This is a genomic window from Fusobacterium ulcerans (assembly GCF_003019675.1).
Taxonomy (GTDB): Bacteria; Fusobacteriota; Fusobacteriia; order Fusobacteriales; family Fusobacteriaceae; genus Fusobacterium_A; species Fusobacterium_A ulcerans.
The window spans coordinates 2,446,799-2,472,619 of record NZ_CP028105.1 but is presented as its reverse complement, the minus strand read 5'-3'; the positions used below and the strand labels follow the sequence as shown (position 1 = coordinate 2,472,619).

At 29.9% G+C, this 25,821-nt stretch carries 20 protein-coding genes and 7 tRNA genes; 3 read left to right on the top strand and 24 right to left on the bottom strand.

Annotated elements, in window-relative coordinates:
• Positions 1–9: 9 nt before the first annotated feature.
• Genes C4N20_RS11445 through C4N20_RS11415 form a run of 7 tightly spaced genes read right to left on the bottom strand, consistent with a single transcriptional unit; the run spans position 10 to position 8,167 of the window.
• The gene (locus tag C4N20_RS11445; protein WP_005976464.1) at positions 10–999 is read right to left on the bottom strand and encodes a glycosyltransferase; all 990 of its coding nucleotides are present in this window, start codon (positions 997–999) and stop codon (positions 10–12) included.
• A 12-nt stretch (positions 1,000–1,011) separates the two neighbouring features.
• On the bottom strand, positions 1,012–2,121 hold the full coding sequence (locus C4N20_RS11440; protein WP_005976462.1) for a glycosyltransferase family 4 protein: 1,110 nt from the start codon (positions 2,119–2,121) through the stop codon (positions 1,012–1,014).
• A gap of 20 nt (positions 2,122–2,141) precedes the next feature.
• Positions 2,142–3,341: an EpsG family protein gene (locus tag C4N20_RS11435; RefSeq protein WP_005976459.1), complete on the bottom strand. Its 1,200-nt coding sequence runs from the start codon at positions 3,339–3,341 to the stop codon at positions 2,142–2,144.
• A gap of 1 nt (position 3,342) precedes the next feature.
• Positions 3,343–4,431, bottom strand: coding sequence for a glycosyltransferase (locus C4N20_RS11430; protein ID WP_005976457.1), 1,089 nt, complete (start codon positions 4,429–4,431; stop codon positions 3,343–3,345).
• Positions 4,428–5,213: a glycosyltransferase family A protein gene (locus tag C4N20_RS11425; protein ID WP_005976455.1), complete on the bottom strand. Its 786-nt coding sequence runs from the start codon at positions 5,211–5,213 to the stop codon at positions 4,428–4,430. Before C4N20_RS11425 ends, C4N20_RS11430 begins: the two co-directional genes overlap by 4 nt.
• 1 nt (position 5,214) lies before the next feature.
• Positions 5,215–6,471: an exopolysaccharide biosynthesis polyprenyl glycosylphosphotransferase gene (locus C4N20_RS11420; RefSeq protein ID WP_005976453.1), complete on the bottom strand. Its 1,257-nt coding sequence runs from the start codon at positions 6,469–6,471 to the stop codon at positions 5,215–5,217.
• Between the two features lie 13 nt (positions 6,472–6,484).
• Positions 6,485–8,167, bottom strand: a complete 1,683-nt coding sequence (locus C4N20_RS11415) for an aryl-sulfate sulfotransferase (RefSeq protein WP_005976451.1) — start codon at positions 8,165–8,167, stop codon at positions 6,485–6,487.
• 617 nt (positions 8,168–8,784) lie between these two features.
• Between C4N20_RS11415 and C4N20_RS16740 the strand changes: the two genes are divergently transcribed.
• Together C4N20_RS16740 and C4N20_RS11405 are read left to right on the top strand one after the other, a co-directional pair.
• The gene (locus C4N20_RS16740) at positions 8,785–9,468 is read left to right on the top strand and encodes a metallophosphoesterase (RefSeq protein ID WP_315968827.1); all 684 of its coding nucleotides are present in this window, start codon (positions 8,785–8,787) and stop codon (positions 9,466–9,468) included.
• A 438-nt stretch (positions 9,469–9,906) separates the two neighbouring features.
• Positions 9,907–10,500, top strand: coding sequence for a sigma-70 family RNA polymerase sigma factor (locus C4N20_RS11405; protein WP_005976445.1), 594 nt, complete (start codon positions 9,907–9,909; stop codon positions 10,498–10,500).
• Between the two features lie 61 nt (positions 10,501–10,561).
• On the opposite strand, the gene C4N20_RS11400 is transcribed toward C4N20_RS11405, so the two are convergent.
• The 9 genes from C4N20_RS11400 to C4N20_RS11360 form a co-directional block, all read right to left on the bottom strand.
• Entirely contained in the window at positions 10,562–10,924 is a 363-nt protein-coding gene (locus C4N20_RS11400; RefSeq protein ID WP_005976443.1) for a hypothetical protein, read from the bottom strand.
• 722 nt (positions 10,925–11,646) lie between these two features.
• A tRNA-Leu gene (locus C4N20_RS11395) sits at positions 11,647–11,730 on the bottom strand.
• Positions 11,731–11,748: 18 nt separating this feature from the next.
• A tRNA-Thr gene (locus C4N20_RS11390) sits at positions 11,749–11,824 on the bottom strand.
• Positions 11,825–11,835: 11 nt separating this feature from the next.
• A tRNA-Asp gene (locus tag C4N20_RS11385) sits at positions 11,836–11,912 on the bottom strand.
• Positions 11,913–11,928: 16 nt separating this feature from the next.
• Positions 11,929–12,004 (bottom strand) — tRNA-Val (locus tag C4N20_RS11380).
• 5 nt (positions 12,005–12,009) lie between these two features.
• Positions 12,010–12,084: transfer RNA gene (locus tag C4N20_RS11375), tRNA-Glu, on the bottom strand.
• Positions 12,085–12,092: 8 nt separating this feature from the next.
• Positions 12,093–12,168 (bottom strand) — tRNA-Lys (locus C4N20_RS11370).
• Between the two features lie 3 nt (positions 12,169–12,171).
• Positions 12,172–12,247: transfer RNA gene (locus tag C4N20_RS11365), tRNA-Gly, on the bottom strand.
• Positions 12,248–12,296: 49 nt separating this feature from the next.
• Positions 12,297–12,785 (bottom strand): hypothetical protein, encoded by a 489-nt coding sequence (locus C4N20_RS11360; RefSeq protein ID WP_005976441.1) that lies wholly within the window; start codon positions 12,783–12,785, stop codon positions 12,297–12,299.
• 232 nt (positions 12,786–13,017) lie between these two features.
• Here C4N20_RS11360 and C4N20_RS11355 point away from each other — a divergent pair, with 232 nt between their 5' ends.
• On the top strand, positions 13,018–14,415 hold the full coding sequence (locus C4N20_RS11355; RefSeq protein ID WP_005976439.1) for an aminotransferase-like domain-containing protein: 1,398 nt from the start codon (positions 13,018–13,020) through the stop codon (positions 14,413–14,415).
• A 56-nt stretch (positions 14,416–14,471) separates the two neighbouring features.
• Here the strand turns inward: C4N20_RS11355 and C4N20_RS11350 are convergent, their stop codons facing one another.
• From C4N20_RS11350 to C4N20_RS11315, 8 genes are all read right to left on the bottom strand, one after another.
• Positions 14,472–15,875, bottom strand: a complete 1,404-nt coding sequence (locus C4N20_RS11350; protein WP_005976437.1) for a tyrosine phenol-lyase — start codon at positions 15,873–15,875, stop codon at positions 14,472–14,474.
• Positions 15,876–15,942: 67 nt separating this feature from the next.
• A complete protein-coding gene (locus C4N20_RS11345) occupies positions 15,943–17,490 on the bottom strand; it encodes an alanine/glycine:cation symporter family protein (protein ID WP_106878587.1) in 1,548 nt (515 codons plus the stop codon).
• A gap of 453 nt (positions 17,491–17,943) precedes the next feature.
• Positions 17,944–18,993: a class II fructose-bisphosphatase gene (gene glpX, locus C4N20_RS11340; RefSeq protein ID WP_005976429.1), complete on the bottom strand. Its 1,050-nt coding sequence runs from the start codon at positions 18,991–18,993 to the stop codon at positions 17,944–17,946.
• An 8-nt stretch (positions 18,994–19,001) separates the two neighbouring features.
• A complete protein-coding gene (locus C4N20_RS11335) occupies positions 19,002–19,283 on the bottom strand; it encodes an FtsB family cell division protein (protein WP_005976427.1) in 282 nt (93 codons plus the stop codon).
• An 11-nt stretch (positions 19,284–19,294) separates the two neighbouring features.
• On the bottom strand, positions 19,295–19,816 hold the full coding sequence (gene def, locus C4N20_RS11330) for a peptide deformylase (RefSeq protein WP_005976425.1): 522 nt from the start codon (positions 19,814–19,816) through the stop codon (positions 19,295–19,297).
• 21 nt (positions 19,817–19,837) lie between these two features.
• A complete protein-coding gene (priA, locus tag C4N20_RS11325; protein ID WP_106878586.1) occupies positions 19,838–22,159 on the bottom strand; it encodes a replication restart helicase PriA in 2,322 nt (773 codons plus the stop codon).
• A 9-nt stretch (positions 22,160–22,168) separates the two neighbouring features.
• Positions 22,169–24,280, bottom strand: a complete 2,112-nt coding sequence (locus C4N20_RS11320) for a penicillin-binding protein (RefSeq protein WP_005976423.1) — start codon at positions 24,278–24,280, stop codon at positions 22,169–22,171.
• A gap of 193 nt (positions 24,281–24,473) precedes the next feature.
• Positions 24,474–25,724 carry a DUF4026 domain-containing protein gene (locus C4N20_RS11315; protein ID WP_005976422.1) on the bottom strand — a complete coding sequence of 417 codons (1,251 nt, stop codon included), beginning with the start codon at positions 25,722–25,724 and terminating at the stop codon, positions 24,474–24,476.
• Positions 25,725–25,821 lie beyond the last annotated feature (97 nt).

Genomic DNA, 25,821 nt, shown 5'->3' with positions numbered 1-25,821 from the left:
TCCTTTTTCTTAGAATTTTGGTATCTTCTGAACATTTGTTATCTGTTTTCCTAAAATTTTTCTAAGTGTATTAGGTATAAAGACTGAAAAAGACAAAAGAAATTCTTCTGGTTCAACTTTTTTACTATTCTTTAATGCACTGTAAAGCTCCTTGTATCTCTTATGAACTCTTTTCCAATCCCCTGCTCCATTGTATCTCTTATATACAACTACAGAGTAAAAACTTAGAATAAGTGCAGAAAGCACTTCCCTTCCCTTTACAGAATCCAGTTTTTTATACTCATCAAAAAATCTTTCACATATACTCTCTAATGAAACTATACTTTTTTCTGAAACTTTATTCATTATACTTCCAGTTCTCTGTCTGTAAAAATAAAATGCCCTGTCTATATATCTGACTTTATCAGCCTTCAAATACACCAAAGGAGTAAACTCGCTGTCTTCATGGACAATATTTTTATTAAACCAGATATCGTTTTTTAGCAGAAACTCTCTTCTGTATATATCATCTACAACCTCTTCTCTAAAACACTTAGGCTTTTGAAAAAGTTCCCAGAAGAAATCAACACCTTTTAATATTCCGCTGTTCTTTATCATATCCGACCTAAACAGAGGATCTCCTGTTTTTTCAGGAGTGTAGTATCTCATATTTCCTACTATAACATCTAATTTATCTTTTTGCCCCTCTTTAAAAAATCTTTCAAACTCATCAACATCTATAAAATCATCACTGTCTATAAATGATATATACTCTCCAACAGCAGCTTTCATTCCTGCATTTCTTGCAGATGAAAGTCCACCATTTTCTTTATTTATCAAAACAGTTTTTTCAGGATACATATCTTTAAATTTTTCCATAATTTTAAAACTGTTGTCTTTTGATCCATCATTTACCAGTATTATTTCCAGTTCTATATTTTTTATATTGTACAAACTCTCCAGACATTCTTCCAGATAATCTTCTACATTATATATAGGAACAATTATACTAAGCTCCATCCTTTTCTCCTTCTATAGTTTTGAAATCTTATCTCTATAAATATCTATTATTATTTTCTCATCAAATTCTTTTAATATTTTTTCTCTGCCTTTTTTACCCATTCCTTCTCTCTCTTCTTTAGACAAGTGAATGAATTTTTCCATTTTTTCAGCAAGATCCCTGCTGTCCCTTACATTTACCAGATAGCCATTCTCTCCATCATCCACTATCTCTTTACATCCTGTTACATTTGTAGCTATTATAGGTCTCTCCATAGCTGCACCTTCCATGAGGACTTTTGATATTCCCTCTCTGTATGATGGAAGAACCAGACAATCTATATCTTTTATTACATTTTCAGGATGATCTACTGTTCCCAGATAATTTATGACTTTTTCCTCCTGAAGCTTATTCATATATTCTTCAGTGATTCCAGATACAGCTTCTCCTCCCAATGCTCCTAAAAATTGAAATTCAACTTTATCTCCATATTTTTTTCTCAATATTCTTGCAGCCTCTTCATATTCTCTGAATCCTTTATCAAAGAAAGCTCTGGCTACCATGAGAAATATAGTTCTCTCATCTTTTCTTTCCATAGGCAGTGGTTTGAATCTTTCACAATCTGTTCCTTCTCCTGGGAGGATAAATACTTTCTCTCTGTTTCCAATTTTATTTTCAATAAGAGTTTCTTTATCATCTGAATTTAAAACCCATATCTCCTTTGAAAACTTCAATGAAAATCTATACAAAGCGATTGCTACTTTTGAAATAAGACCTCCTTTTACAAAGGAATACCCCAATCCAGTCAAGATTGCTACAGATTTCTTCTTAGCCATTCTGGCAGCTATCGTCCCATATATATTAGGTTTAATTGTGTAGTGAAATATAATATCAGGGTTCTCTTTTTTATATAGTTTATACAAATCATATGTCAATTTCATGTCTTCCACAGGATTTATCCCTCTTTTATTAAGAGTGATAGATACAGATTTTAGACCTGGAATAGCTTTTTCCATATCTATTCTTCCATTATCTGGAGCTGCCGCCACTACTTCATGACCGTCAGCAACTAATGCTTTTAATAATCCTCCCCTAAATATATATATGTCCCACATATAGTTAGCTACAAAAAGTATCTTCATATTTCCATCCTTTAGTAATCTTAAAATAGCAGTGATATTTCTTTTCCATGTCCTTCATCTTTATATTTTGCTGCATCCTCTATTTTCTGCCATTTCTCAGCAGCACTTCTATGTTTCAAAAATATATTTTCATAGATATAGATATCTTTATTTCCTACAAAGTTTAACTGATTATTTATTCTGAAACAGCATATAAGGGCAGCTACAGCAACAATTCCTATTTTTACAGCAGGAGCCATAGCTTTTTCTATGAGCATAGGTATTACAAACCAGTAAGAATAAACAAAAAGTATTCCAAATCTCAATGATATAACTGAAAGTTCAGAAGTATACAAAAACATAAATACAGATATATATGTACTGTTTAAAAATATATTCCCATATCTTTTGCTCATCAGTTGGTAACCTGCAAAGTATACCAATAAAAATATTACTATTCTTTCAGCATAGAAAAATGAAAATCCCAATGGAAAGTCCCCTGGTATTATTGAAAGATATCCAGCTATTTTCTGCCCTATTCCTCCTGGAAGGTAGCTTCCAAACATTCTCACTCCATTGATTATCAATCTGACATTTGAAATATAGTAAATATTTCCTAAAATAAAAAGCCCCAGTATAAATTTTCTGTTCCATTTTATATTCAGTATAAAATACATTGGGAAATATATTATAGAGCTGCTGTGGAACATCATTCCCAGCATATTTAAAGCAATAAATACTATTGGTTTTCTATCTTCAATATACTCTATTGAACATAAAAACAGCAGTATACTCTTTATATTTCTCATCATATCTATTTCCAGAGCTATTCCGTGTATTCCAAAATATAGGAACAATACAAATATTGGATATTTAGAGTATCTCTTAAAAATAAAATATATCAAAAGAAAATCAGTAGCTGTATTTACAAAATTAAAAACTAAATAATTAGATGAAAAAGTCTTTATTATACTTGAATATAATTGAAATCCAGCTTCATATCCTGAATGAAATATGCTCTGATAGTTTCCAGAAAGTACTTGGAAAATATTATCTGCTTTATCAAAGTTAGGTTTATATGAATACCAGTCATAACCTAGATAACCTCTTGTTCCAAAGAATACAACCAGCATTACTATTGAAAGAATATACAATACTTTTTTTACTCTTTCATTTAAAATTAATATATCAATCAAACTGCCTATGCCTAGAATCCCTAATATTATAAAATATACCATCATTTTATCTCTCCCCAATTTTGTTATATAGTTTTATATATTCTTCTGCACTATTTTCTATGCTGTATTTTTTGCTTTTCTCTAAGCACATCTCAGCCGTATGATTGTATAATTTTTTATCTTCTAAACTCAATATTATTTTGGCTAATTCTTTAGAATCGTTTGGACATATAATCCCTCCTCCTTCTACTACATCAGCCAGTCCAGGTACATTACTTGCTATTACAGGCCTCCCAGTTGCCATTCCTTCTACAGCAGTCATACCAAATCCTTCAAAAAACGAAAACTGAATAATCATATCTGCTGTTTTTAAAAGTTTAGGAATATCCTTTCTCTTTCCTAAAAATTTCACTCGCGATTCCAGTTTTTTTTCTTTCACATGCTTCTTTACATCTTCTTCTAAAACTCCATCTCCAACAAATATCATTTTATACTTTTCAGGAAGATATTCCAAAGCTTCAGCTGCTCCTTTTTGATTCTTTGACTGATGAAATCTTGAAACCATCATTAAAATTATATCTCCCTCTTCTACTCCAATCTCATCTCTAGGAATAGGAATAGAATTTTCAAATATACTTAAATCTATTCCATTGGGAATAACTGCATACTTTTCCTTTTCTCCTCCTATCCAGTCATAAAGGCTGTTTTCTGTAGCATGAGATATACTCACTATTTCATCATATCCATTAAAAATAAATTTATCTATCATTCCTAAAATTTTGTTGCTTCTTCTTCTGTTGGAAGTACTATGCTCTGTTGTTAGATATTTTCTATTTTTGTTATTATCAAGCAGTCTTGCCATTCTAGTCCAGTATTGAGCATGAACCAAGTGTACATGTACTATATCATAATTTCCTGCCTTTATTTTTTTATTTATTTCAAAAATATTCAGTGGAGATTTTTTAGAATTATATTTAGATACATATATTTCTATCCCTTTCTCTTCTAAATCTTTTTTAAATACTGCATTTATGTCACTCAATATCATGAGTTCAATATCATGACCCAGTTTTTTTTGAGCTGGAAGCAGTTCTGTGAGAAGTTTCTCTGCTCCTCCCAGTTCTAAAGAGGTTATTACATGAAGTATTTTCATTTATTTCCTCCTGTAAGTTTATAGTATTTACTTTGGACAAGCCTTATTATAAACTTTATTTTATTAGTAAATGGTATATTATATTTCAGCATCTCTTTATAATAAAATTCAAAGCCCTTTGGATTTCTTTTCATAAGAGAATTAAAGTTTTTAGTATATCCATCTTCCAGATACTCAAAGAAATATATTCCTTCATCTATATATCTCATTTTGTACTCTTCTCCTATTTTGACCCATACAGTAGCTTCTGGAATAAATTTTTCTCCTTCAAATTCCTTAAATGGATTTTTTTTAAGAATGTCTGTTTTGAAAACCTCTGCTTTATCTCCATCTATTCCTAATTTATAAACTATTTCTATAGGAGAAGAATCTATCCTGTATTCTGGGTAAGGCTTCCCTGTAACTTTTCCACTTGCCATATCTATCTTTCGAAATATCATTCCTCCAAGATTCTCAGGAAGCTCCTTAGCCTCTTTTAGAATAGTTTCTACACAAGTATCAGTAATATAGTCATCACTGTCTACTATGAAAAAATATTCTCTCTGTGCTAACTGCACTCCTCGATTGACAGCTCTCATCTTTCCACTGTTTTTCTGATATTCATAAATGATATCCATAGCTCCTTCATTTATATAATCAGCCATAATCTTTCCTGTTCCATCTTCAGAACCATCATCTACTACTATCCACTGAAATTCTTTTACAGTCTGTCTTTTAAGACTTTCATAGAGTCTTGGAAGTGTATCTTTTCTATTGTATGAAGGTGTAAAAATTGTAATCATATTATCTTCCTTTTCCAAAAATTACTGTCTTCAATGTAAGAAGCATAATTACTATATCTAAATAAAGACTGTGATGTTTTATATAGTAAAGATCATATTCCAGTTTTCTTCTGGCATCTTCCACACTTGCACCATAGGGATACATTACCTGCGCCCAGCCAGTTAATCCCGGTTTTACCATATGTCTCAAATTATAATATGGTATCTGCTTTTCAAGTTCCTTTATGAAAACCATTCTTTCAGGTCTAGGTCCAATAAAACTCATCTCTCCTTTTATGACATTAAGAAGCTGAGGAAGTTCATCTATTCTTGTTTTTCTCATTATATTTCCAAATTTTGTAACTCTTGGGTCATTTTGCTGTGCCCATTTTGCTCCATCTTTTTCAGCATCATTTCTCATGCTTCTAAATTTATGTACTTTAAACTCTTTTCCATTCTCTCCAACTCTATCCTGACTGTAAATAATAGGTCCCGGACTTTCCAGTCTTACTATAACTGCTGCTACTGCCATTATTGGAAGAGTTACCAGACCAATAGCCACTGCCATTCCCAGATCAAATACTTTTTTTACTCTGTTTTGCACCTGACTGTGAAGAATTTTAAATCCATATGCTTGAAGAAGCCACTCTTCATCTATAAATTCTACATCTATTTTTTCTTCATTTTCAAGCATATAATCTGAATAGCTCTTTACCTCTATACCAGAAAGCTTCAAGTCCAATACTTCTTTTATCTCATCTTTTGTAAGCTTCAATTTAGTAAGTATCAAAATAGATATTCCATTGTTATTTATGAAGTCTGAAAGTGATCCATCTCTTTTACACTCATCTATATACTCATACTCTGAAAACTTAGAAAGACTTTCCACTATTCTTTTTTTCATCTCTCCATTTCCATAAGTAGTTACTTTTTTTATCTCAAAAGTAATTATACTTATTATTGTACTTATTAATATTTGAGATGCTGTAAAAATAAGCATGAATGGAATTATTGAGAAATCCCATATATCAATAAACCATATAAAGAATGCCACAAAATTCAGTATTAATATAATTACAAATCTTTTGTTGCTGTAGTAATATCTTTTAAATTCCATATTATCAGTAATATATAATCCTACAATAATAAATGTAAATACCCCTAAAGAATAAATAGGTATCCCTATTTCAAAAATGAAGAAGTATCTGCACAATAAAAATATTATTCCTAATAATACTGTATATATTAATTTTAACGTTGTACTTTTTTCTTGTTCCATTTTTTATCTCCCTTTATTCTTGAAAAAGCTCTATTCTTTTTCCTGATAGTATACTGTTATCTTCAAAACTATTTTTATCATAGTAAAGTCTTGCTTTAAAAAGCTCATTTCCACTGTCTTTTCCTATCTCAGAAAAAACTCCGCTAGGATAAGCTTTATCACTAAATCCATAAACTATAAGAATATTATTCTTCTTTGGAAGATATTGATTATTTCTAAACAGCACCCCATTTTTCCAGTTTTCATCTAGTTTTATTCTGTTATTATCTTGAATATTTACTATTTTTCCAAGAATGTCAAATTCAAAAATGAGATTATCATCTACTGCTTCCCAGTTTCCTCTCTCATTTCTATCAAGAAGAGATTTTTTAATAACTGGAGAAACTATTAAAAGATATCTGATATTTGCATTTGAGTCAAATATGAATGGAAGAGACTCATCTTTTGTATTAAAAGATACAAGATTCATTCCATGTTCTATGCTTCCATCTACTTTTTTCTCTATTACAACTGCTGGAAGGCTGTCATCAATCAATGATGTTTCTATTACAATATTTTTAGTTTTTAGCATTCCATTATTATTCATTTTCAAAGATACTTTATTTACAGCTTTAGGATATAATCCAATTATAGGAATTTCTCCATTAGCTTTTACTTTTGTTTTATAGGTATAATCTGGGCTGTTTTCTTTTCCCTCTATTGTTATTGTTATATCTTTTCCAACAGCTTCATTTTCTATTTTTACTATTGCAGACAATGGTGTTCTTCCATATGGATTCAATTTTATAAAAGGAGTCTCAAAAGTATAATATTTTTCTCTGTATTGTTTTTCAAGCTCTATATCGCTATTTTTATCTAAAAGATAAAATTCTCCAAAAGATGACATTTTTTTATAATCTATATTTTTTAAATGCTGATCTACAATCTCTTTTAATTTTGGAGATACAAGAGTTATTTCATCAATTCCTTTACTTGTAGCCACTGCTTTTTTCATATCATCCAAGATAAGTCTCGAATTAAAAAAATCTTCTTCATATTTTTTAAAATTATTTATATCTTCCTCTTTAAATTCCATAAGAGAAACTACTTCAGCATTACCAGCTATTATATTATTTATCTTATTTAACTGCTCTCCATTTAAAGTTTTTATAATATCTGCTATTTCTTTGTCTGGAAACAATTTTAAGACTTTATCTTTTATTTTCAAAACATCAGGTATCTTATTTTCATTTTTATTTATTTCATTATAATTAAAATTAGGATATTTTTCTGATAGATAATTTTTAAATTCTACTGAAAGAACTTCTATTTCTCCAAATCCTTTACTTATATTTGCAATTTTTACTGCTTCTTCCTGTGTTACATCTGGGGAAAAATATCTATCTGAATTATATTTACTATTATCTTTTGTATTTAATGCATCTACTACTTCAGGAAATTCTAAACTTTCCTTTAATATTTCTAATTTTTCCATTGATAATCTATTCATTATTGAATTAAAATTTTTATCATTAATTTTTTTCTCTATTTCTTTTTTTAATTTCTTACTTTGACTTTCTTTGTATGTCATCACTAGGCTTGGGCTGTTTGATAGTTTTTCCATTATCTTTTCTTTAGATACATATAGAAGTATACCTAACCCAATAATACAAACTGAAGAGCCTATGATTAATTTTTCTTTTCTATTTATCAGCATTTCTACTCTCCTTTTTTATTAAAACTTTATCCATATATTATAATAAGAAATCAGTATAAAATCCAGCGTATTTTTTATATAAATATTTCTTTTTATAAAAAAGCTCTGTTTCTAAACACAAATTTCTATTTCCTTTTTCACCAACTTTCTTAGTACTCTTTTATATTTTTTTCTTTGATATATTTAGATTATAATTTATAATATAAAAAATACTTTATAACGGGAGATGATAATGAATTACTTTTTTTTAGTATTTTCTACATTTTTCTTTTTACTTAATTTTTTCGTCATAAGAAAAACTTTAAAATATGTGGTTCCAAATGATAAAAAAATTTTTTTCCTTTTACTGTTTTTATCTCTAGCGTTTCTATTTTATCTGTATAGATTTTTTGGTTCCCATTTTTCTTATTCGGTAAATAAATTTGTATCTTATATCATTTATTATTATTTAGCATTTTTAATATATGCTTCTATTTTATTTATTTTTGCCTCTGTAATAACTATGATTTTTAGATATAAATTAAATTTAAATCTCTATAAAATATCCTTGATTCTAGTTCCTATTATTTTATTAGCTGGAACTTTCTTTAAACACCATACCATTGTAAAAATACGACATCAAACTAGATAAAAATTATGATCTGGAACCTCTTAATATTGTTTTAGTATCTGATATTCATCTTGGCTATATAAACGGAAATTCCTCTTTTTTAAAGATGAAAAATATTATAAATTCTCTTAATCCTGATATTGTTTTAATAGCAGGTGATCTTATTGATATGAATTTAGAACCTGTTTTAGAAAAGAATATGTTAAAGGAATTAAGTGATATAAAAACTAAATATGGGGTATATTTTGCATTGGGAAATCATGATATCTATGGAAAGAAAGCTGCTCTTCTTACTGCAACTTTAAGAGAAGAGGGAGTAATTGTCCTAAGAGATGAAAAAGTATTAGTAAATGATAAATTATACATAGCTGGAAGAGATAATTTTTCAAAGAAACCTCTCAAAGATATCATTGGGGATTATTCAGATAAACCTGTTATCCTCATACAGCATACTCCTGATACTATTGAAGAAACTGTAGAGAACAAAATTGATTTACAAGTTTCTGGACATACACATAAAGGCCAGTTTTTTCCGGGAAATCTTTTTACAAAAAGAATTTTCCTGATAGATTATGGACTTAAAAAAATCTCTGACAGTAATATTCTCGTTTCATCAGGATACGGAACTTGGGGGCCACCTATAAGAATAGGAAGTTCTTCTGAAATATGCCTCATCAAATTTTATAATTAATATTACAAAAACTTTTCTTTGTTTTATTTTGGAGAAAAGTTTTTTTATTTTTAAAATTTCCTTCTCAAATTAAATAACAGGTGTATTTTATCATCTTATTTTATTTTTATTTTTGTAATTTTATATTTTTTTGACTTTTTAGAAATTATTTTTAAGTATACTTGGTTCATAATATATTCATGATGTTTAGAAACGAAAAAAAAGACAAAATTAATATTTTTTGTTTGCTCATCTCTAAGGCTCACCAATTATTATTTTCAAAACAATTTTATGTAGTTTTTTCTTTTTTATAGAAATTTTCAATTTGTTATCATTACATTTTATTGTTATAATAATCCTATAAAGAAATATTATATAGATTTTATTTTAACAATTTAGAATAATAATTTATCTTAGTTTCTAAAAAATAAATTTACTTTTATTTTCAAGGAGGTAAAAATGATAAATTCACAAACAATAAAAAATGCTAAAGCCGGTAACGAAAGTGCTATTCAAGAAATATTCTCTTCGTTCAAAAGCATTCTTCAATTAAAAACAAAAAATTACTTTTTCTATGGTGGAGATAAAGAAGATGTTCTTCAAGAGGCTATGATAGGTCTTTTAAAAGCAATAAATGCATATGATGAAAATAAAAATGCGTCTTTTACTACTTTTGCTATTTTATGTATAAAACGTCAAATAATAACAGCTATTAAAAGTTCTAATTCTGGTAAGAATAAAATATTAAATATGGCCATGTACAGCCCTGAAACTGAAGATAACTCAAATATAGCTTATGAAACTAAATCTTTTAATTTTTATAACCCAGAAGAAATATACCTCAGCAAAGAAAGATTTAGACTTTTGAATCAATATTTAAAAAATAACCTGAGTAAAATGGAAAATGAAATATTTGAATACATGCTTTCTGAAATGACTTATACTGAAATAGCTAAAAAAACTGGAAGAGATCCAAAATCAGTAGATAACAGCATTCAACGTATTAAGAAGAAACTTAATGGCTTCTTAAAAGAATATGACAGCATTCAATAATAATTATTTTATATAAATGATGCTAATTAAAAAAAGTCCGATTAAAATAATCAGACTTTTTTTAATTTAAATATTTTTTTATTATTGCACAATCTCCTTCTGAAATCATATTTCCGTATATAATCTTATTTCCTTCCAGCATCACAAAGCACTGAAGATCTTTCTTTTCTCTATGAATCAGTATAGTTATTTTCCCCTCACCATTTTCATCTGTAAACTTTTCACTTTTAACAATTTCATATTCTTTTGCAAAATATTCCACTCTGTCTTTGAATATTTGAACAGCTTCATCTCTGCTGGCAAATATTCCTACTACATGACTATGGTTATCATATTTTACTATGCCACCTTCTATTATTTCCTGATTTTCTGCAAAACCAGAAAAATTTAATGCTAATATAAAAAATAATATAATTTTTTTCATAACTTCCCCCAAGTTTTATTCAAACTGTTCAATATTCCTAACTTATTATAACACCCATGTGCAATAATGTAAAAATCTTTTATTTTAATTTATTCTGTCTTTATATCATTTTCCTTTTTATTATTTAAGAAATAAAAAATAGACCTGCCACCAAGAGACTATCCTAATAGAAAATCTATTTTAAAACTTTCCTTTTTCATCTTTATTTTTTAATTTAAATACTGATCATAAAGATATTTTTATTAAAGATAGACCTTAATATAATACTATATTTAAAAAGAAATATCAAGATTAAATTCTCTCTTTCGTAATTTTATTTTATATTTTTTGAAAATATTCTCTTCTTTTTTAAATCTTATTAATTTACTTTACAAATAAAAAAATATCTTTTCCATCGAGAATTTATTTTTATATATTTTTTTAAAAAATATTTGATTTTCAAATTATTTGTGTTATAATATCATTATCTTATATTCATATAATTTTTTTAACCTTTCTTAATTTAAAAATTACTACTACAAACAAAGGGGCTCTTCTGGGGCTTTTTTGTTTTTTAGTCTATAAATATTCTTCTTTTCATCTATAATTTCTCAAAAATATCCACTTCTCTCTAAATATCATTTTATAAATAATTTTTATTTTTTAATAAAAAAAATAGATTTCAATTCAAGAAAACTTCTTAAATATAAAATCTATTTTACATGATGTAATTTGCTAAATTATGGTGCGAAGAGAGAGACTTGAACTCTCACGTCTGGGACACTAGATCCTAAGTCTAGCGCGTCTGCCAATTCCGCCATCCTCGCATATCTATTTAGTTTTGCTGGTGCCGCTTATCGGAATCGAACCAATCACCTACTGATTACAAGTCAGTTGCTCTACCAGATGAGCTAAAGCGGCGTATATAATAATGGCGGGAGTGACGAGGGTCGAACTCGCGACCTCCTGCGTGACAGGCAGGCGCTCTAACCAACTGAGCTACACCCCCACTATTGTTATTAAATTGGTGGTCACAATAGGACTTGAACCTATGACCCCCTGCTTGTAAGGCAGGTGCTCTCCCAACTGAGCTATGCGACCTATGGTGGTACCCCGTAGGGGAATCGAACCCCTGTTGCCAGAGTGAAAATCTGATGTCCTTACCACTGAACGAACGGGGCATCTCTTATGGTGCGTCATACAGGATTTGAACCTGTGGCCGCCTGATTAAGAGTCAGATGCTCTACCAACTGAGCTAATGGCGCGTCTGGAGCGGGAAACGAGGGTCGAACTCGCGACATTCAGCTTGGAAGGCTGACGCTCTACCAACTGAGCTATTCCCGCAGACAAGAATTATAATACCATAATCTGCATTTTATGTCAAATATTTTTTTTACTTTTTTATAAAAAATTTCTCTTCCAAAAGAGATCTCATAACCAAGACAAATCTCTCTTTATTTTTCATATATAGAGGTATAATTATTTGTTTTCTATCTAATGTTATAATATCCAAAACTACTTGAAGGTTCTTTCCAATTTTTCTTTCTGTCAATGTACAGCTTTCTATATCAGCTAATGGCTGAATTAATTTTTCTCCTATTAGTATTCTCTTCTCAGTATCTACTGCCACTTTATAGGAAAAAGTATTTTTTAATTGTCTTATTCCCAAAAATAAAAAAGCTACTGCAAATACTATTGGTATAACTTTCACGTTCTCTATTATTGCCAAATATCCTTGAAAAAGTCCTGCTAATATTAATGGAATTCCTATTCCTACTCCTGAAACTATTCTTTTAATCTCTACAGAAAATTTTTCTATTCCTTTCATTTCTATATTACTTTTTGAATTTATACTTTTTACAAAATCTTCATAAAACAGCATCTCTTTTCTCTCCTTTATTCTTAATTTTCTATATTATATCATAAATAGTAACAGCAAACATCTTTTTTTATCCTTTAAATATATTTTATATTTTCATCTCATTTATTATCTTTATTACTGGTTTTTTATTATATATTAATTGCTTTTTTATTAAAAAAATCATATAATTTATTATATGATTAATTTTGTTCTGTTTAAGATTCTATATTTTTTTTACTAAAGGGAGAAAGTAATGACTAAAAATACTAATGTTGATGTAAGTTATTATATACAGTTATATGAAAATCTCAAATCAGAAATAATAAAAAAGAATGCTCCCAATTCTAAATTTTATTCAATCAGACAGGTTGGAATAAAATACAATACAAATATTAATACTGTATTAAAAGTTTTTAAAATGCTTGAAAGAGACGGATATATCTTTTCTGAAAAAGGAAAGGGATTTTTTATAAAAGAACATTCTAATTTTTCTATCAGTGAAGAAATAATCCCTATAATGGAAAGTTTTCATTTTGGACAGACTAATACAGAGGGGATAAATTTTTCCAATGGCAGCCCTCCTAATGATTATTTCCCACAGGAAATTTATCAAACTCTCATAGAAAAATCTTTAAAAAATCATGGAGCTTCCCTGTTAGGATACCAAGATGTACAGGGACTGGAAAGCCTTCGTATCCTTCTGGCTGACTATTTAGAAGAAAAGGATATATTTGTCAGTAAAAACGATATAATGATAACTTCAGGAACTCAGCAGTCTCTAGTTATTATATTAAAAACTTTTGGGGGTACTTCTTTAAAAACTGTTGCTATTTCAAGCCCTACATATCCCAATGCACTGAATTTATTAAAAGATATGTGCAACATCAAAACTTTTGATTTAAAGAATGATGGATGGAATTTAGTAGAATTTGAAAAAGCATTAAAAAAGGAAAGAATCCATTTTGTATATATCATGCCTAACTTTCAAAATCCTACTGGCATAAGCTGGTCAGAAGAAAAGAAGAAAAAACTTTTAAAACTGGCTCATGAGTATAATTTTTACATTATTGAGGATGACTGCTTCTCTGAATTTTATTATACTAAGAGAGTGGAGCCTCTAAAAGTTTTAGATCAAACTGGAAATGAAAAAGTTATATATATCAAAACTTATTCAAAACTTCTTATGCCTGGTATTGGACTTGCATATATGATTCTGCCTCCTGCCATCATGCAGAAAGCTATTTTGACTAAATACAGCCTTGATCATAGTACTTCTGGACTGAACCAAAAAGTATTAGAGTATTTCATAGCTGATAAATATCTTGATAATCATGTAAAAAATCTAAAAAAGATATTTAAAGCTAAACATCATAAAATACTTGAATTGCTGGCAGAAGTTCCCCATATTACTATACTGAATAAATCTAAAGGGGGATTTTTCATCTGGATACAGCTGGCTGACTATATTAATGAAGAAAAATTTTATCATAAATGCAAATTAAGGGGGGTATCTATCCTCCCAGGAAATATTTTTTATCATGATAAACGATCTTCTGGTAAAATAAGGTTGAGTTTTATTTCTCCTTCTTTAGAAGAATTAGAAGAGGGTGTAGAAATTATGAAAGATATTTTAATTCATTGTGATTTTTAAATACTAAAGAGAGAGCCTTTCAGCTCTCTCTTTTTTGTCTTATATAGGGTTATCTATTAGTATCCTTTTATTAATTCAGGGTTAATAGTTTTAAATGTTCCAGTAAAGAATCTCAATACTTTTGGCTCATAATCCCATTTCAATCCACTGATATCTTTTCTTCTGTTATATAGATCGATAACTGCGTCAGCTACGAAATCTAAGTGTGCATATGTATATACTCTTCTAGGTATAGTCAATCTTATTGTTTCTAGTTTAGGGTGATGATCTTTTCCAGTTACAACGTCTCTTCCTGCTGATATGATTCCTCTTTCCATTGTTCTTACTCCAGAAGTTTCATATAGTGCTGCTGCCAATGATTGAGCTGGGAATTCATCTTGAGTTAAGTGATCCAAGAATGCTCTTGCATCTACGAATATTGCATGTCCTCCAAATGGTTTTACCATTGGAACTCCTGCTGCTTCTAATTTCTCTCCAAGATATCTGATTTGATTTACTCTATAACTGATATATTCATATTGAACTGATTCTGTGATACCAATAGCCATAGCTTCCATATCTCTTCCTGCTAGTCCTCCATATGAAGGCATTCCTTCAAATTGAACTACCATTCCAGTTGCTTTTACATATAGATCATGGTCATTCATACATAGGAATCCACCAATATTAGTGATACAGTCTTTCTTACCAGACATTGTACATCCATCTCCATATGAGAACATTTCATGAACTATTTCTTTTATAGTTTTATCTTGATATCCTTCTTCTCTTTCTTTTATAAAGTAAGCATTTTCAACACATCTAGTTGCGTCATACATAACTTTTATTCCATGTTTGTGAGCTAATTCAGATACAGCTTTGATATTAGCCATTGATACCGGCTGTCCTCCAGCTAGGTTAACTGTTACTGCAAGACAAATATAAGGTATTTTTTCTCCTCCAACTTCATCTATCAATGCTTGGAATTTTTTAATATCTACATTTCCTTTAAATGGTAAATCAGCTGCTGGATTGTGAGCTTCATCTATGATAACGTCTCTAAATATAGCACCATTTCTCTCTTGGTGGAATCTAGTTGTTGTAAAATACATGTTTCCTGGTACATAATCTCCTGGTTTGATCATTAAAGTAGATAAAATGTTTTCTGCTCCTCTACCTTGATGTGTAGGAACTAAATATTTGAATCCGAAGTATTCTCTTACTACATCTTGTAAATGGAAGAAGTTTCTACTTCCAGCATATGCCTCATCTCCAAGCATAAGTCCAGCCCACTGTCTGTCACTCATTGCGTTAGTTCCAGAGTCAGTTAAAAGATCTATGTAGCATTCTTCTGATTTTAATAAGAAAGTATTATATCCAGCCTCTTTCATTGCAACTTTTCTTTCTTCTTTACCTAAAGTTCCCATGTGTTCTACCATTTTGATTTTAAAAGGCTCCGGCATAAATTTTCTTTTTTCCATAATATTTTCCTCCTCATTCGATATATGATATTTTTATTTCATCTGTTTATAAACTATTTTTTAAGTTTTAAATTGTTTCCTGTACTTCTACTGCTTCCTCTTTTATTTCTCTCTTTACATTTTTTTTCTTCATAAAGTTAAGTTCGTAATCTTTCAATGATTCTATTACCTGTCCTGATAGTGGTATTATTGCCATCATGTTGAAGACTGTCATCAGCCCTACTCCTAAATCTCCCAGTTCCCATACAAATGTATATTGGGCCATTCCTCCTGCATAAAGCATTCCAAGTGCAAATATTTTGTATGCGTTCTGTGATTTCCAGTTATCTCCAAAGACATAAGCTACATTTCCTCTTGCATAGAACATTATTCCAAGGAAAGTACTGAAGCTGAATAGGAACAGTATCACTGCTATAAATATTACTCCTGCCTGTCCTATATGGTGATTCATTGCTGCTTGTAAAAGGTCCATTCCCATTAATCCTTTTGTTACACTTTCAGGTGCAAGAAGCATTATGAAAGCTGAACAGCTACAGATTAACAATGTATCTATAAATACTCCTAAAGCTTGAATTAAACCTTGCTTAACTGGATGAGCAACATCTGCTGCCGCTGCTGCACATGGAGCTGATCCTGAACCTGCCTCATTAGAGAACAATCCTCTTTTTACTCCCTGCATCAATATAGCTCCAAATCCTCCTGCTACTGCCTGTCTGAATCCAAAAGCCTGTACAAATATATTTTCAAACATTTGAGGTAAAAGCCCTATATTTTTTATGATTATAAACAATGTTACTGAGAAATACAGTATTGCCATTGCTGGAACTACTTTATTAAGTACATCTACTATTCCTGCATTTTTGAATAACACTATTCCTGATATAACTACTAAAGCTATTGTTGTATATAGTGGTGGAAAGTTGAAAGCATTTGCAAATGATTGACTTACTGAGTTAGCAATAACCTGACTTATTCCTGCCCAGCATAGTAATCCAGAAAGTGCGAATAATACTCCTAAAAGTCTGAATCTAGTTCCTCTAGTGTAATATTTTTTTCCATCTGCTGATATATATTTTGAAGTACCTTTTATATTATCAACAAACTCATCTTCCTCTTTTACCCAAGTTATTATTCTCATTCTATCCATGAAATATGCAGGTCCACCTCTGAACCCTCCATACAATGGATCTTTTTCTTTATATATCTGAGCCAGAGTTGATTCTATAAATGCGCTTGAAGCACCTATCAAGGCTGCCAGCCACATCCAGAATATTGCTCCTGGTCCACCGAAGGATATTGCTGCTACTACCCCTGCCAAGTTTCCCATTCCTACTCTTGAAGCTGTAGCTATGAACAAAGCTTGCAGTCCAGATATCGAATCTTTATTTGTAGAACTTTTAGGTTCCAAAACACATTTTATCATCTCTGGAAACATTCTAAATGGAAGAAATCTTGTTCTTAGTGTAAAGTATAATCCCACTGGTATGAGAATAACTACCAAAAGACTAAGCTCCACTATTGTTTCTCCAACATTTACAGTTATAAGTTTACCCCATAACAATCCATTTAATGAAAGTACCATATTTTTAATCGAGCCAATTAAACTTTCAAACATCAACGCACCTCCTGAATTTTTTTATTCTATAGTTATTTTTTCTTTTCATTAAGAAAAATTTATATCCTATTTAATTTATGTTCTATATTATCAGTGGTGTTCAGAAAGTTCATAATGTAGTTTTTTTATTGCTCTTCTTTATTCCTTTCCTTCTTGATATAAGTTTAGTATAAAAACTGAATATTTACAACTGTTTCAACACAAAACTGTTATATCACAATCACATTACACTTATAGTATTCTTTTTATCTTATTTTCAATGAAATATTCCCCCTTCTTTACTTAAACTGTTTGTAAAAATGAACCATATTTTCATTTAATCATTTCTTGAAATCTAAGTTCTTTCTCCTTAATTTTAAAGGCTTTTGCATATTTCCACTTATTATTGATCTTTTTTCATTTTCATAAAAAAAAACTGCTCCTTTTATTAGGAACAGTCTCTATAATCTTTATTTATTTTACTAAATGAGTTATTTTATCATCTTTGAAATCTAAGTTATGAACTGAGTTTATATATCTTACAGTTTTACTTTTTCCTCTTACTACGAGAGTTTGTGTTCTAGCAATACTTCCTTTTCTTTTGATTCCTTCTAATAGATCTCCGCCAGTTATTCCAGTTGCTGAGAATATAACTTCATCATCTTTTACAAGATCATTCATTGTAAGAACTTGCCCAACTGTAAGTCCCATACTTTCACATCTGCTTTTTTCAAAGTTAGATATTTTATCATTTTCAAGAGTTACACCTTTTACTTCACTTCTTAATTTTAATCTAGCCTGCATATCTCCACCTAAAGCTCTTATTACAGCAGCAGAAATAACTCCTTCAGGAGCTCCCCCTATACCATAAAGCATATCTACATCTGAATCAACTATACAAGTCAGAATAGAACCAGCTACATCTCCATCAGGAAGAGCATAAACTTTAATTCCAAGTTTTTGAAGATCTTTTATAATTTGAGTATGTCTTGGTTTATCAAGAACCACAATCATAAGTTCATTTAATTCTTTATTCAATGCTTTTGCAACATTATGAATATTTTCCATTAAAGGCTTATTTAAATCTATAGCACCTTTTGCTTCTGGTCCAACTATTAATTTTTCCATATACATATCTGGAGCTTTCAAGAAACTTCCTTTATTTGCAACAGCCAAAACAGTTATAGCATTAGCTTGTCCTTGAGCTGTCATTCTTGTTCCTTCTACAGGGTCTACAGCTATATCTACTGGTGAACAGTAATCATCTTCTGGTTCTCCATCTTCTTCATATTTGTGATAAGCTCTACCAACTTTTTCACCTATATAAAGCATAGGAGCTTCATCAATTTCTCCTTCTCCTATTACTATTTCTCCATCAATAGCTATTCTGTTCAGCATAGTTCTCATTGCATCTACTGCTGCCTGATCAGCTGCCTCTTTATTTCCTCTTCCAACCCATTTGTAAGCTGCTAATGCTGCTGCTTCTGTTACTCTGGCAAATTCCAGTGCTAATTCTCTCTTCATCTCTCCTCCTACTTTTTGTTGATCAACCTATAGATTTCTTCTCCCTCTTTGACCATCTGTAGTTCATCACGGGAAATTTTCTCTCTATGAAATTCATCCTTAAGTTCCTCAATACGTTTATTATACTCTTCTATTTTATTTTTCTCCAGCTCTATTTTTTTTAAAAGCTGTTTTTTTTCACTTTTTAGCTTGTTTACTTTTATATAACTCCTATATATTTGCGGTACAAATACATAAAGTACTATAGCAAGTATTATCCAACAACTCCATTTTCCTTTATCTACTGCCATATTGCAGCTCCTTATTCAGCATTTGGCCCTTTTAAAGTTTCTTTTTTAAGTGCCTGTAATTTTTTAGTTACCATTCTCTTAGCCATAGGAGATATTCTATCTACAAATAATACAGCCTCCAAGTGATCAAATTCATGCTGCATAACTATTGCAGGAAAACCTTCCAGCTCTTCAGTTACCTTTTCACCTTTTTCATTTAAGTAGTCAACTCTTATTTTTGCTACTCTTTCAACTTTTTTATATATTCCAGGAATACTTAAACACCCTTCTTCCCAATCTATTTTCTCTTCAGTCAATGGAGTAATTACAGGATTCACTACTTTTCTAAGAGCCTCTCCTTCTCCTGACCAGTCTAATACCAACATTCTTTTACTGATTCCTATTTGAGGAGCTGCAAGTCCTACTCCTTTTTTATCATACATAGTTTCTGCCATATCCTGCAATATTTCTCTTATATTGTCATCTACAGTTTCTACTTCTACAGTTTTTTCCCTAAGTACTGGATCACCATATTTTTTTATTTCGTATATCACTTTTTCTTCTCACCTCTATTGTTAAATTAAATTTATTGGATCTACATCAACAACTATTCTAAAATCATCTGATTTTTTATAATCTGCTAGTTTTTTATTTAACTTTCTTTTAAACAGACTTATATTTTTTTTGCTTCCTTTTATGAAAATATTATATCTAAATCGATCTTTTACTCTGTATACAAGGCTTTTCATTGGACCATACATTTCTACCTCTTCATCCTCTATACCTTTAAAAAATTCTTTGACAAATATTTCCAGTTCTTTCTCTTTCTTAGAAGATATTCCTATATTAATAGTTTTAGAAAAAGGTGGGTATTCCAGCAGTTCTCTATTAGAAACTTCTTCAGAATAAAATCCATTATAGTCAGTTTTCTCTATCATCTTGAAAGTATAATTTTCAGGCTGATAAGTCTGTACTACAACTTTTCCCTTTTTATCTCCTCTTCCTGCTCTTCCAGACACCTGTGTTACCAGCTGAAAAGTTTTCTCTCCTGCTCTGAAATCCGGAAAATTTAAGATTGTATCAGCATTTATAACTCCTACCAAAGTTACATTAGGAAAATGCAGTCCCTTTGATATCATTTGTGTCCCTATCATTATATCATATTTTCCACCCAAAAAGTCAAAATACATTTTTTCATAGAAGTCTTTATTTTTAGAACTTTCAGAATCTACCCGTATTACTCTTACATCAAAATATTTTTTTACTTCTTCTTCTACTCTCTCTACACCTTTTCCACTATGAATAAGATTAGTGCTTCCACATTTGCTGCAATGACCTGTATATTTTCTTGCCTGACCGCAATAGTTGCATTTCAGTATTCCCTGACTTGCATAATAACTGCTTTTTATAGAACAATGGGAACATTCCTCTACATGCCCGCAGTCTTTACATTGAATGTAAGTAGAATATCCTTTTCTATTGAGAAGCAATATTATCTGCTCTCCTTTTAAAAGAGTTGTTTTCATCTCCTCTAAAAGTTTTTTACTGAAATACAAGTCCTCTTCCTTTTTCATGTCTATTATTTCTATTTCTGGCAGTACAGAATTATTATATCTTGAATCCATAGTTACTAGTGTATAGATACCTTTTTCAGCATAGTAAGAGCTTTCTATTGATGGAGTAGCTGATCCTAAAATCAGTTTTGCTCCTTCAAGTTCAGCTCTTTTTATAGCTACATATTTGGCATTATACCTTGGATTACTATCCTGTTTATATGTATTTTCATGTTCTTCATCCAGTATGATATATTCCAGATTTTCCACTGGAGCAAAGATAGCTGATCTTACTCCTAAAACTATTTTTTTATTTCCACTATATATATTATACCATTCATCAGCTCTCTCTTTATTAGTAAGTTTACTGTGAAGTATAGCAATATTTTCTCTAAATTCATTTTTAAATCTATTTATCATCTGTGGAGTAAGTGATATTTCAGGAACAAGAAATATACTCCCTTTTCCTTTTTTAAAAGCTTCTTTTATAAGCTCAATATATACCTCTGTCTTACCAGAACCAGTGATTCCTTTTAAAAGATAATATTTATTATCTCCATCTTTTATAATATTTTTAGCTCTTTCCTGTTCATCATTAAGGACTATATTTTTTTCGGATACTTCATCAGATATCTCCTGTAGCTCTCTTTGACTTTCATCTTCTTTTATATTTTTTTTCAAAAACAAAAGTTTTTCTTTAACTAACTTATTTATAAGTTCTTTAGAAAACTTATCTTCTAAATTTTTCTTTTGAACTTCTTCTTTTCCTCTAAAATATATTATAACATCTTCAAATTTTTTTTCCAAAGTTGAAAAATCAAAATCATAATTTAATTTAACACTGCCCTTTTCATTAAAAAGTACAGTATTTCCAATCATTTCATTTATAACTTCTTTTGTAAATTTTTTATTAAGGGTAGCTTTAGTTACAGTTATTCTTTCTTTGAAAAATTTTACAAACTCTTCTGAATAAATATCCTCTGCTCCCTCTTGAAAAATATTCCTGATATCTGATAAAACATATATTGAGTCATATTTAACTTTCAGATCACTTGGAACAGCTGCATTTATTACCTGTTCATAACTGCTCATATAATAAGTTTTTATCCACCTAAGAAGTTTTATAAAATTTTCAGACAATTTTATTTCATTTTCCAATCGAAATTTTATAGGAAGAACTTTGAAAGTTATATTTTCAGCTTTATCTTCAGCTATTATCAAACCTGATTTATCTCTATTTCTAAAGGAAACAACAACTCTATCCCCTATCTCATATTCTTCTCTCTCATCTGAATAAGTATAAAGGGACTGGGTATTGTCTACATATATTTTATAATATCTCATAACTCACTCCTATTTCAACTGTACCTCTATACTAGTCACACCTTCCAAAGAAGTTCCTGCCTTTGGTTTCTGGCTCTCTACCAGACCTTTTCCTTTAATTCTTACATCTATATCTGCATTTTTAAATATATAAATTACATCTTTAGGACTTAATCCTGTAAGATCAGGCATTTCTACTTTTACTTCTTCATTGTTACGTTTCATACTTTCAAAATTCTTAATCTCTGAGATTTTAGCAATATCCTGAGACAAAATATTTTTATTTTTAGTTATTCTCCTTACAATTTCTCCAAATACTGGAGCAGCAGTTGCTCCTCCATATTTTTCAAATACAGTTTCCCCTTTAGGCTTCATAAACATTACAAGAACAACATATTTAGGTTTATCTGCTGGGAAGAATCCTATAAAAGAAGCAAGATAGTCACTTTTCAGATACCCCCCTTTTGTACTTAACTGTGCAGTTCCAGTTTTCCCTCCTACTCTGTATCCTTCTACATCTCCTTTTTTAGCAGTTCCATCTCTTACTACGCTTTCCAATATATCTCTCATTTCCCTTGATACTTCTGGAGATATTACCTGCCTCACTGGTGTAGGAAGATTTCTTCTTATTACAATATTATTGTCATCTGTTATTTTTTCTACTAAATATGGTTTGTATAAAACTCCTCCATTTATAACAGCAGAAAAAGCTGTTGCCAGCTGTATTGGACTCATTACTATTCCCTGTCCAAAAGACATTGTACTTTTTTTAAGTTTATCCCATCTTCTGTATGGAGTAGTATATGGTTTTATTTCAGCAGGGAAATCTATTCCTGTTCTTTCATACAGTCCAAAGCTTCTTAAATAATCTTCATAAATTTTTTCAGTAAATGTATCTCCTATCAATACCATTCCAACATTACTTGATTTTTTCAATACTTCTTCTGTTGTTAGTATTCCTTTAGTACTTCTGCTGCTTTCTTTTATTGTATGGTTATATTTTCTTATTGTTCCATCTTTTACATCAAATTTAGTATTTCTTTTTATAAGTCCTTCATTGAGAGCTGAAGCTACTATAATAGGTTTAAATGTTGATCCTGGCTCAAATTGATCCTGAAAAACTGGATTTCTTAATGCTCTTCTCTTTCTTGTATAAGCTGCTGTTGCCAGTATTTTTCCAGTATTTGGATCCATAATTATTCCATAAGCATCATCTGATTTTGATGATTCAAATTTTTTCTTTACCTCATCATTAAGTATAAATTGAAGATCATTGTCTATTGTCATATAAACATTTCTTCCATTTAAATTTGTTCTTATTTCATCTTTAGAGGTAGGTATTCTTATTCCTCTATTTCTAGTATATGGATTTTTTCTTTCAACAGTTTTTTCTTTAAGATACTTCTCATACTGTTTTTCTATTCCGAATACACCAGTTTTTACATCTTTTGAAGTTGCAGTATAACCAATGAGTCCTACCAGATCATTATATATGTCTTTCTTGTAGTAAGTTCTTTCTATATTCTTTCTGTAAAACATCTCATTAGTATTTAATTTATATTTTTTTAATATCTCATCAATTTCAGCTTTCTCTATCTCATCAAGATTTTTAGCTATAATCTTATATTTCTTTTTAGTTTTGTATCCCTCATCTAATTCATTTAAAAACTTTTTATTATTTATTTTTATATATGATTTTTTTGCTATTTCTTCAAATGCTTTCAGTATCTCTGGTTTTTCATATATTCTGCTTGGATCTATTATCAAATCATAAATACTTTTGTTAAAAGCCAGACTTTTCCCATTAGCATCATATATGCTTCCTCTATTTCCTGAATTTTTATTTATAGTCATAGTCTGATTATTTACTTTTTCTACATACATAGCATTATCAAATATCTGTACCTGTATCAGCCTAAAAAATATTAGCATAAAACAGAATAATATTATATTTGATGAAAGGAGTGCTCTTTTATTAAAAAGATTAGTTGTTTCCATCTCCTCTCTTTTCAGAAAAACATACAAAAAATAGAAAAATAAAAGAACTGTAAAACAAGTGAGCATATACATTTTATAGTAAATAGTTACTCCTACCCCAATAAGATTCAAAAATAGAATAAGAGCCTTTAATTTTCTAAGCACATTTTTCCTCCTGCATATTATCTTTACCTTACAATTATATCAAAAATTTCGAAATCTTGTTATATAATTTTATATTTTCTTTCTTTCATTCTATTAAATTTTTTTATACTTTATCTGTTTAATAGAAAAACGAGAATAACTTGCCAGATAAAATTCAATCTAACTTTTTTAGTTATTCTCGTTTTTATGAATATTAATTAAAATATTTTTTTCTTTCATCCAGCAGATACACTTTATCAGGAGTTATCTCTGCAAATGGTGTATATATTATCCAGTCTGTAAGCTCTGACTTATTGATTGTCATTTTATCTTCTTCATTAAGGTTTGCTATATAATATGGCTGATTAATAAGAGTTCCCCTTATATTATCTCCATCTATTCCCTCTATGTGGAACCACAAATGCTCTAAATTAGCATCTCCCTCTGTTCTATACTGTTCATCCACTAGTATTCCAAATTTTATCAGTCCATTATTTTCTGGATTAGTAACAGCATCAGCAAAGTATTCCCATCTTTCTAGTGCTAATCCTTTCATTCTTGCTGTTTCTTCATCAGAAATGAAATATACTGGATTGTTCTGCATAGTCTCATTTGCTGCTGATATATGTGTATATTTTCCCTTTTTGTAATCATCCTCTGTCAAGTAAACATATATTACAGCTGTTTCTCCATGTTCCTCATCTCTTCCAGCACTTCCACCCAGACTCTCTGGAGGATAGCTGTCTAATACCTCTTCTAAAGCTACCCATGTCCCTACTATCCCCTCTCCTATATAGAAAGGCTCTTTCTCTTCTTCAAGATATCTGTTAGTGACTATATTCTTTGCAATCATTTGAATTACTGTTCCATGTTCCTGATAACTTTCAGTATCTGATCCCATTATTTCAAGCTCCAATGAACCACATCTTCTAAGTCCATGAGTATGAAGCCATACACTTCCATCTTCATCATTTATAGCTTGGATAGTATAAATATATTCAGGTGCTGGTTGAATATAGCTTTCTGCTGCCATTGTTGCCCATCTGCCAGATAATAATTTTTGTGAAGAAAAATCCATTATTCCTAAAAGATTTGGCATCATAGCTGATATTAATTTTAATTGAAGATGATAAGAATCAATATTTGATTCTCCAAATTCCATAATAGTTGTTATTCCAAGTTGACTTTCCATTATTTTATTATAATCTGTTTCATTGATCTGATGTGCCACTGTAAAAAGTTCTGGTACTTCAAATTCTTCTATTAATATTTGGACAATATACTGCTCATCTTTATAGTCCACTCTCAAAAATTTTTCTGTATCATTTTTTAAAACTTTTACTCTGAATTCTCTATTTTCTTCCAGTCTCTTAATTAAATCATCATATGTTCCTATATCTTCTGGTGAATTTGGTATTCCCATTATATATGACAATTCTTTTTCAATAATTCCCTTAGCAGCCATCAAACCCCTCCTATATATTGAAATTGCTCTTTCAAAATTTAATTCTGTTGAGATATTATACCATTTTTATAATATCTAAAACAAATTTAAAAATTTT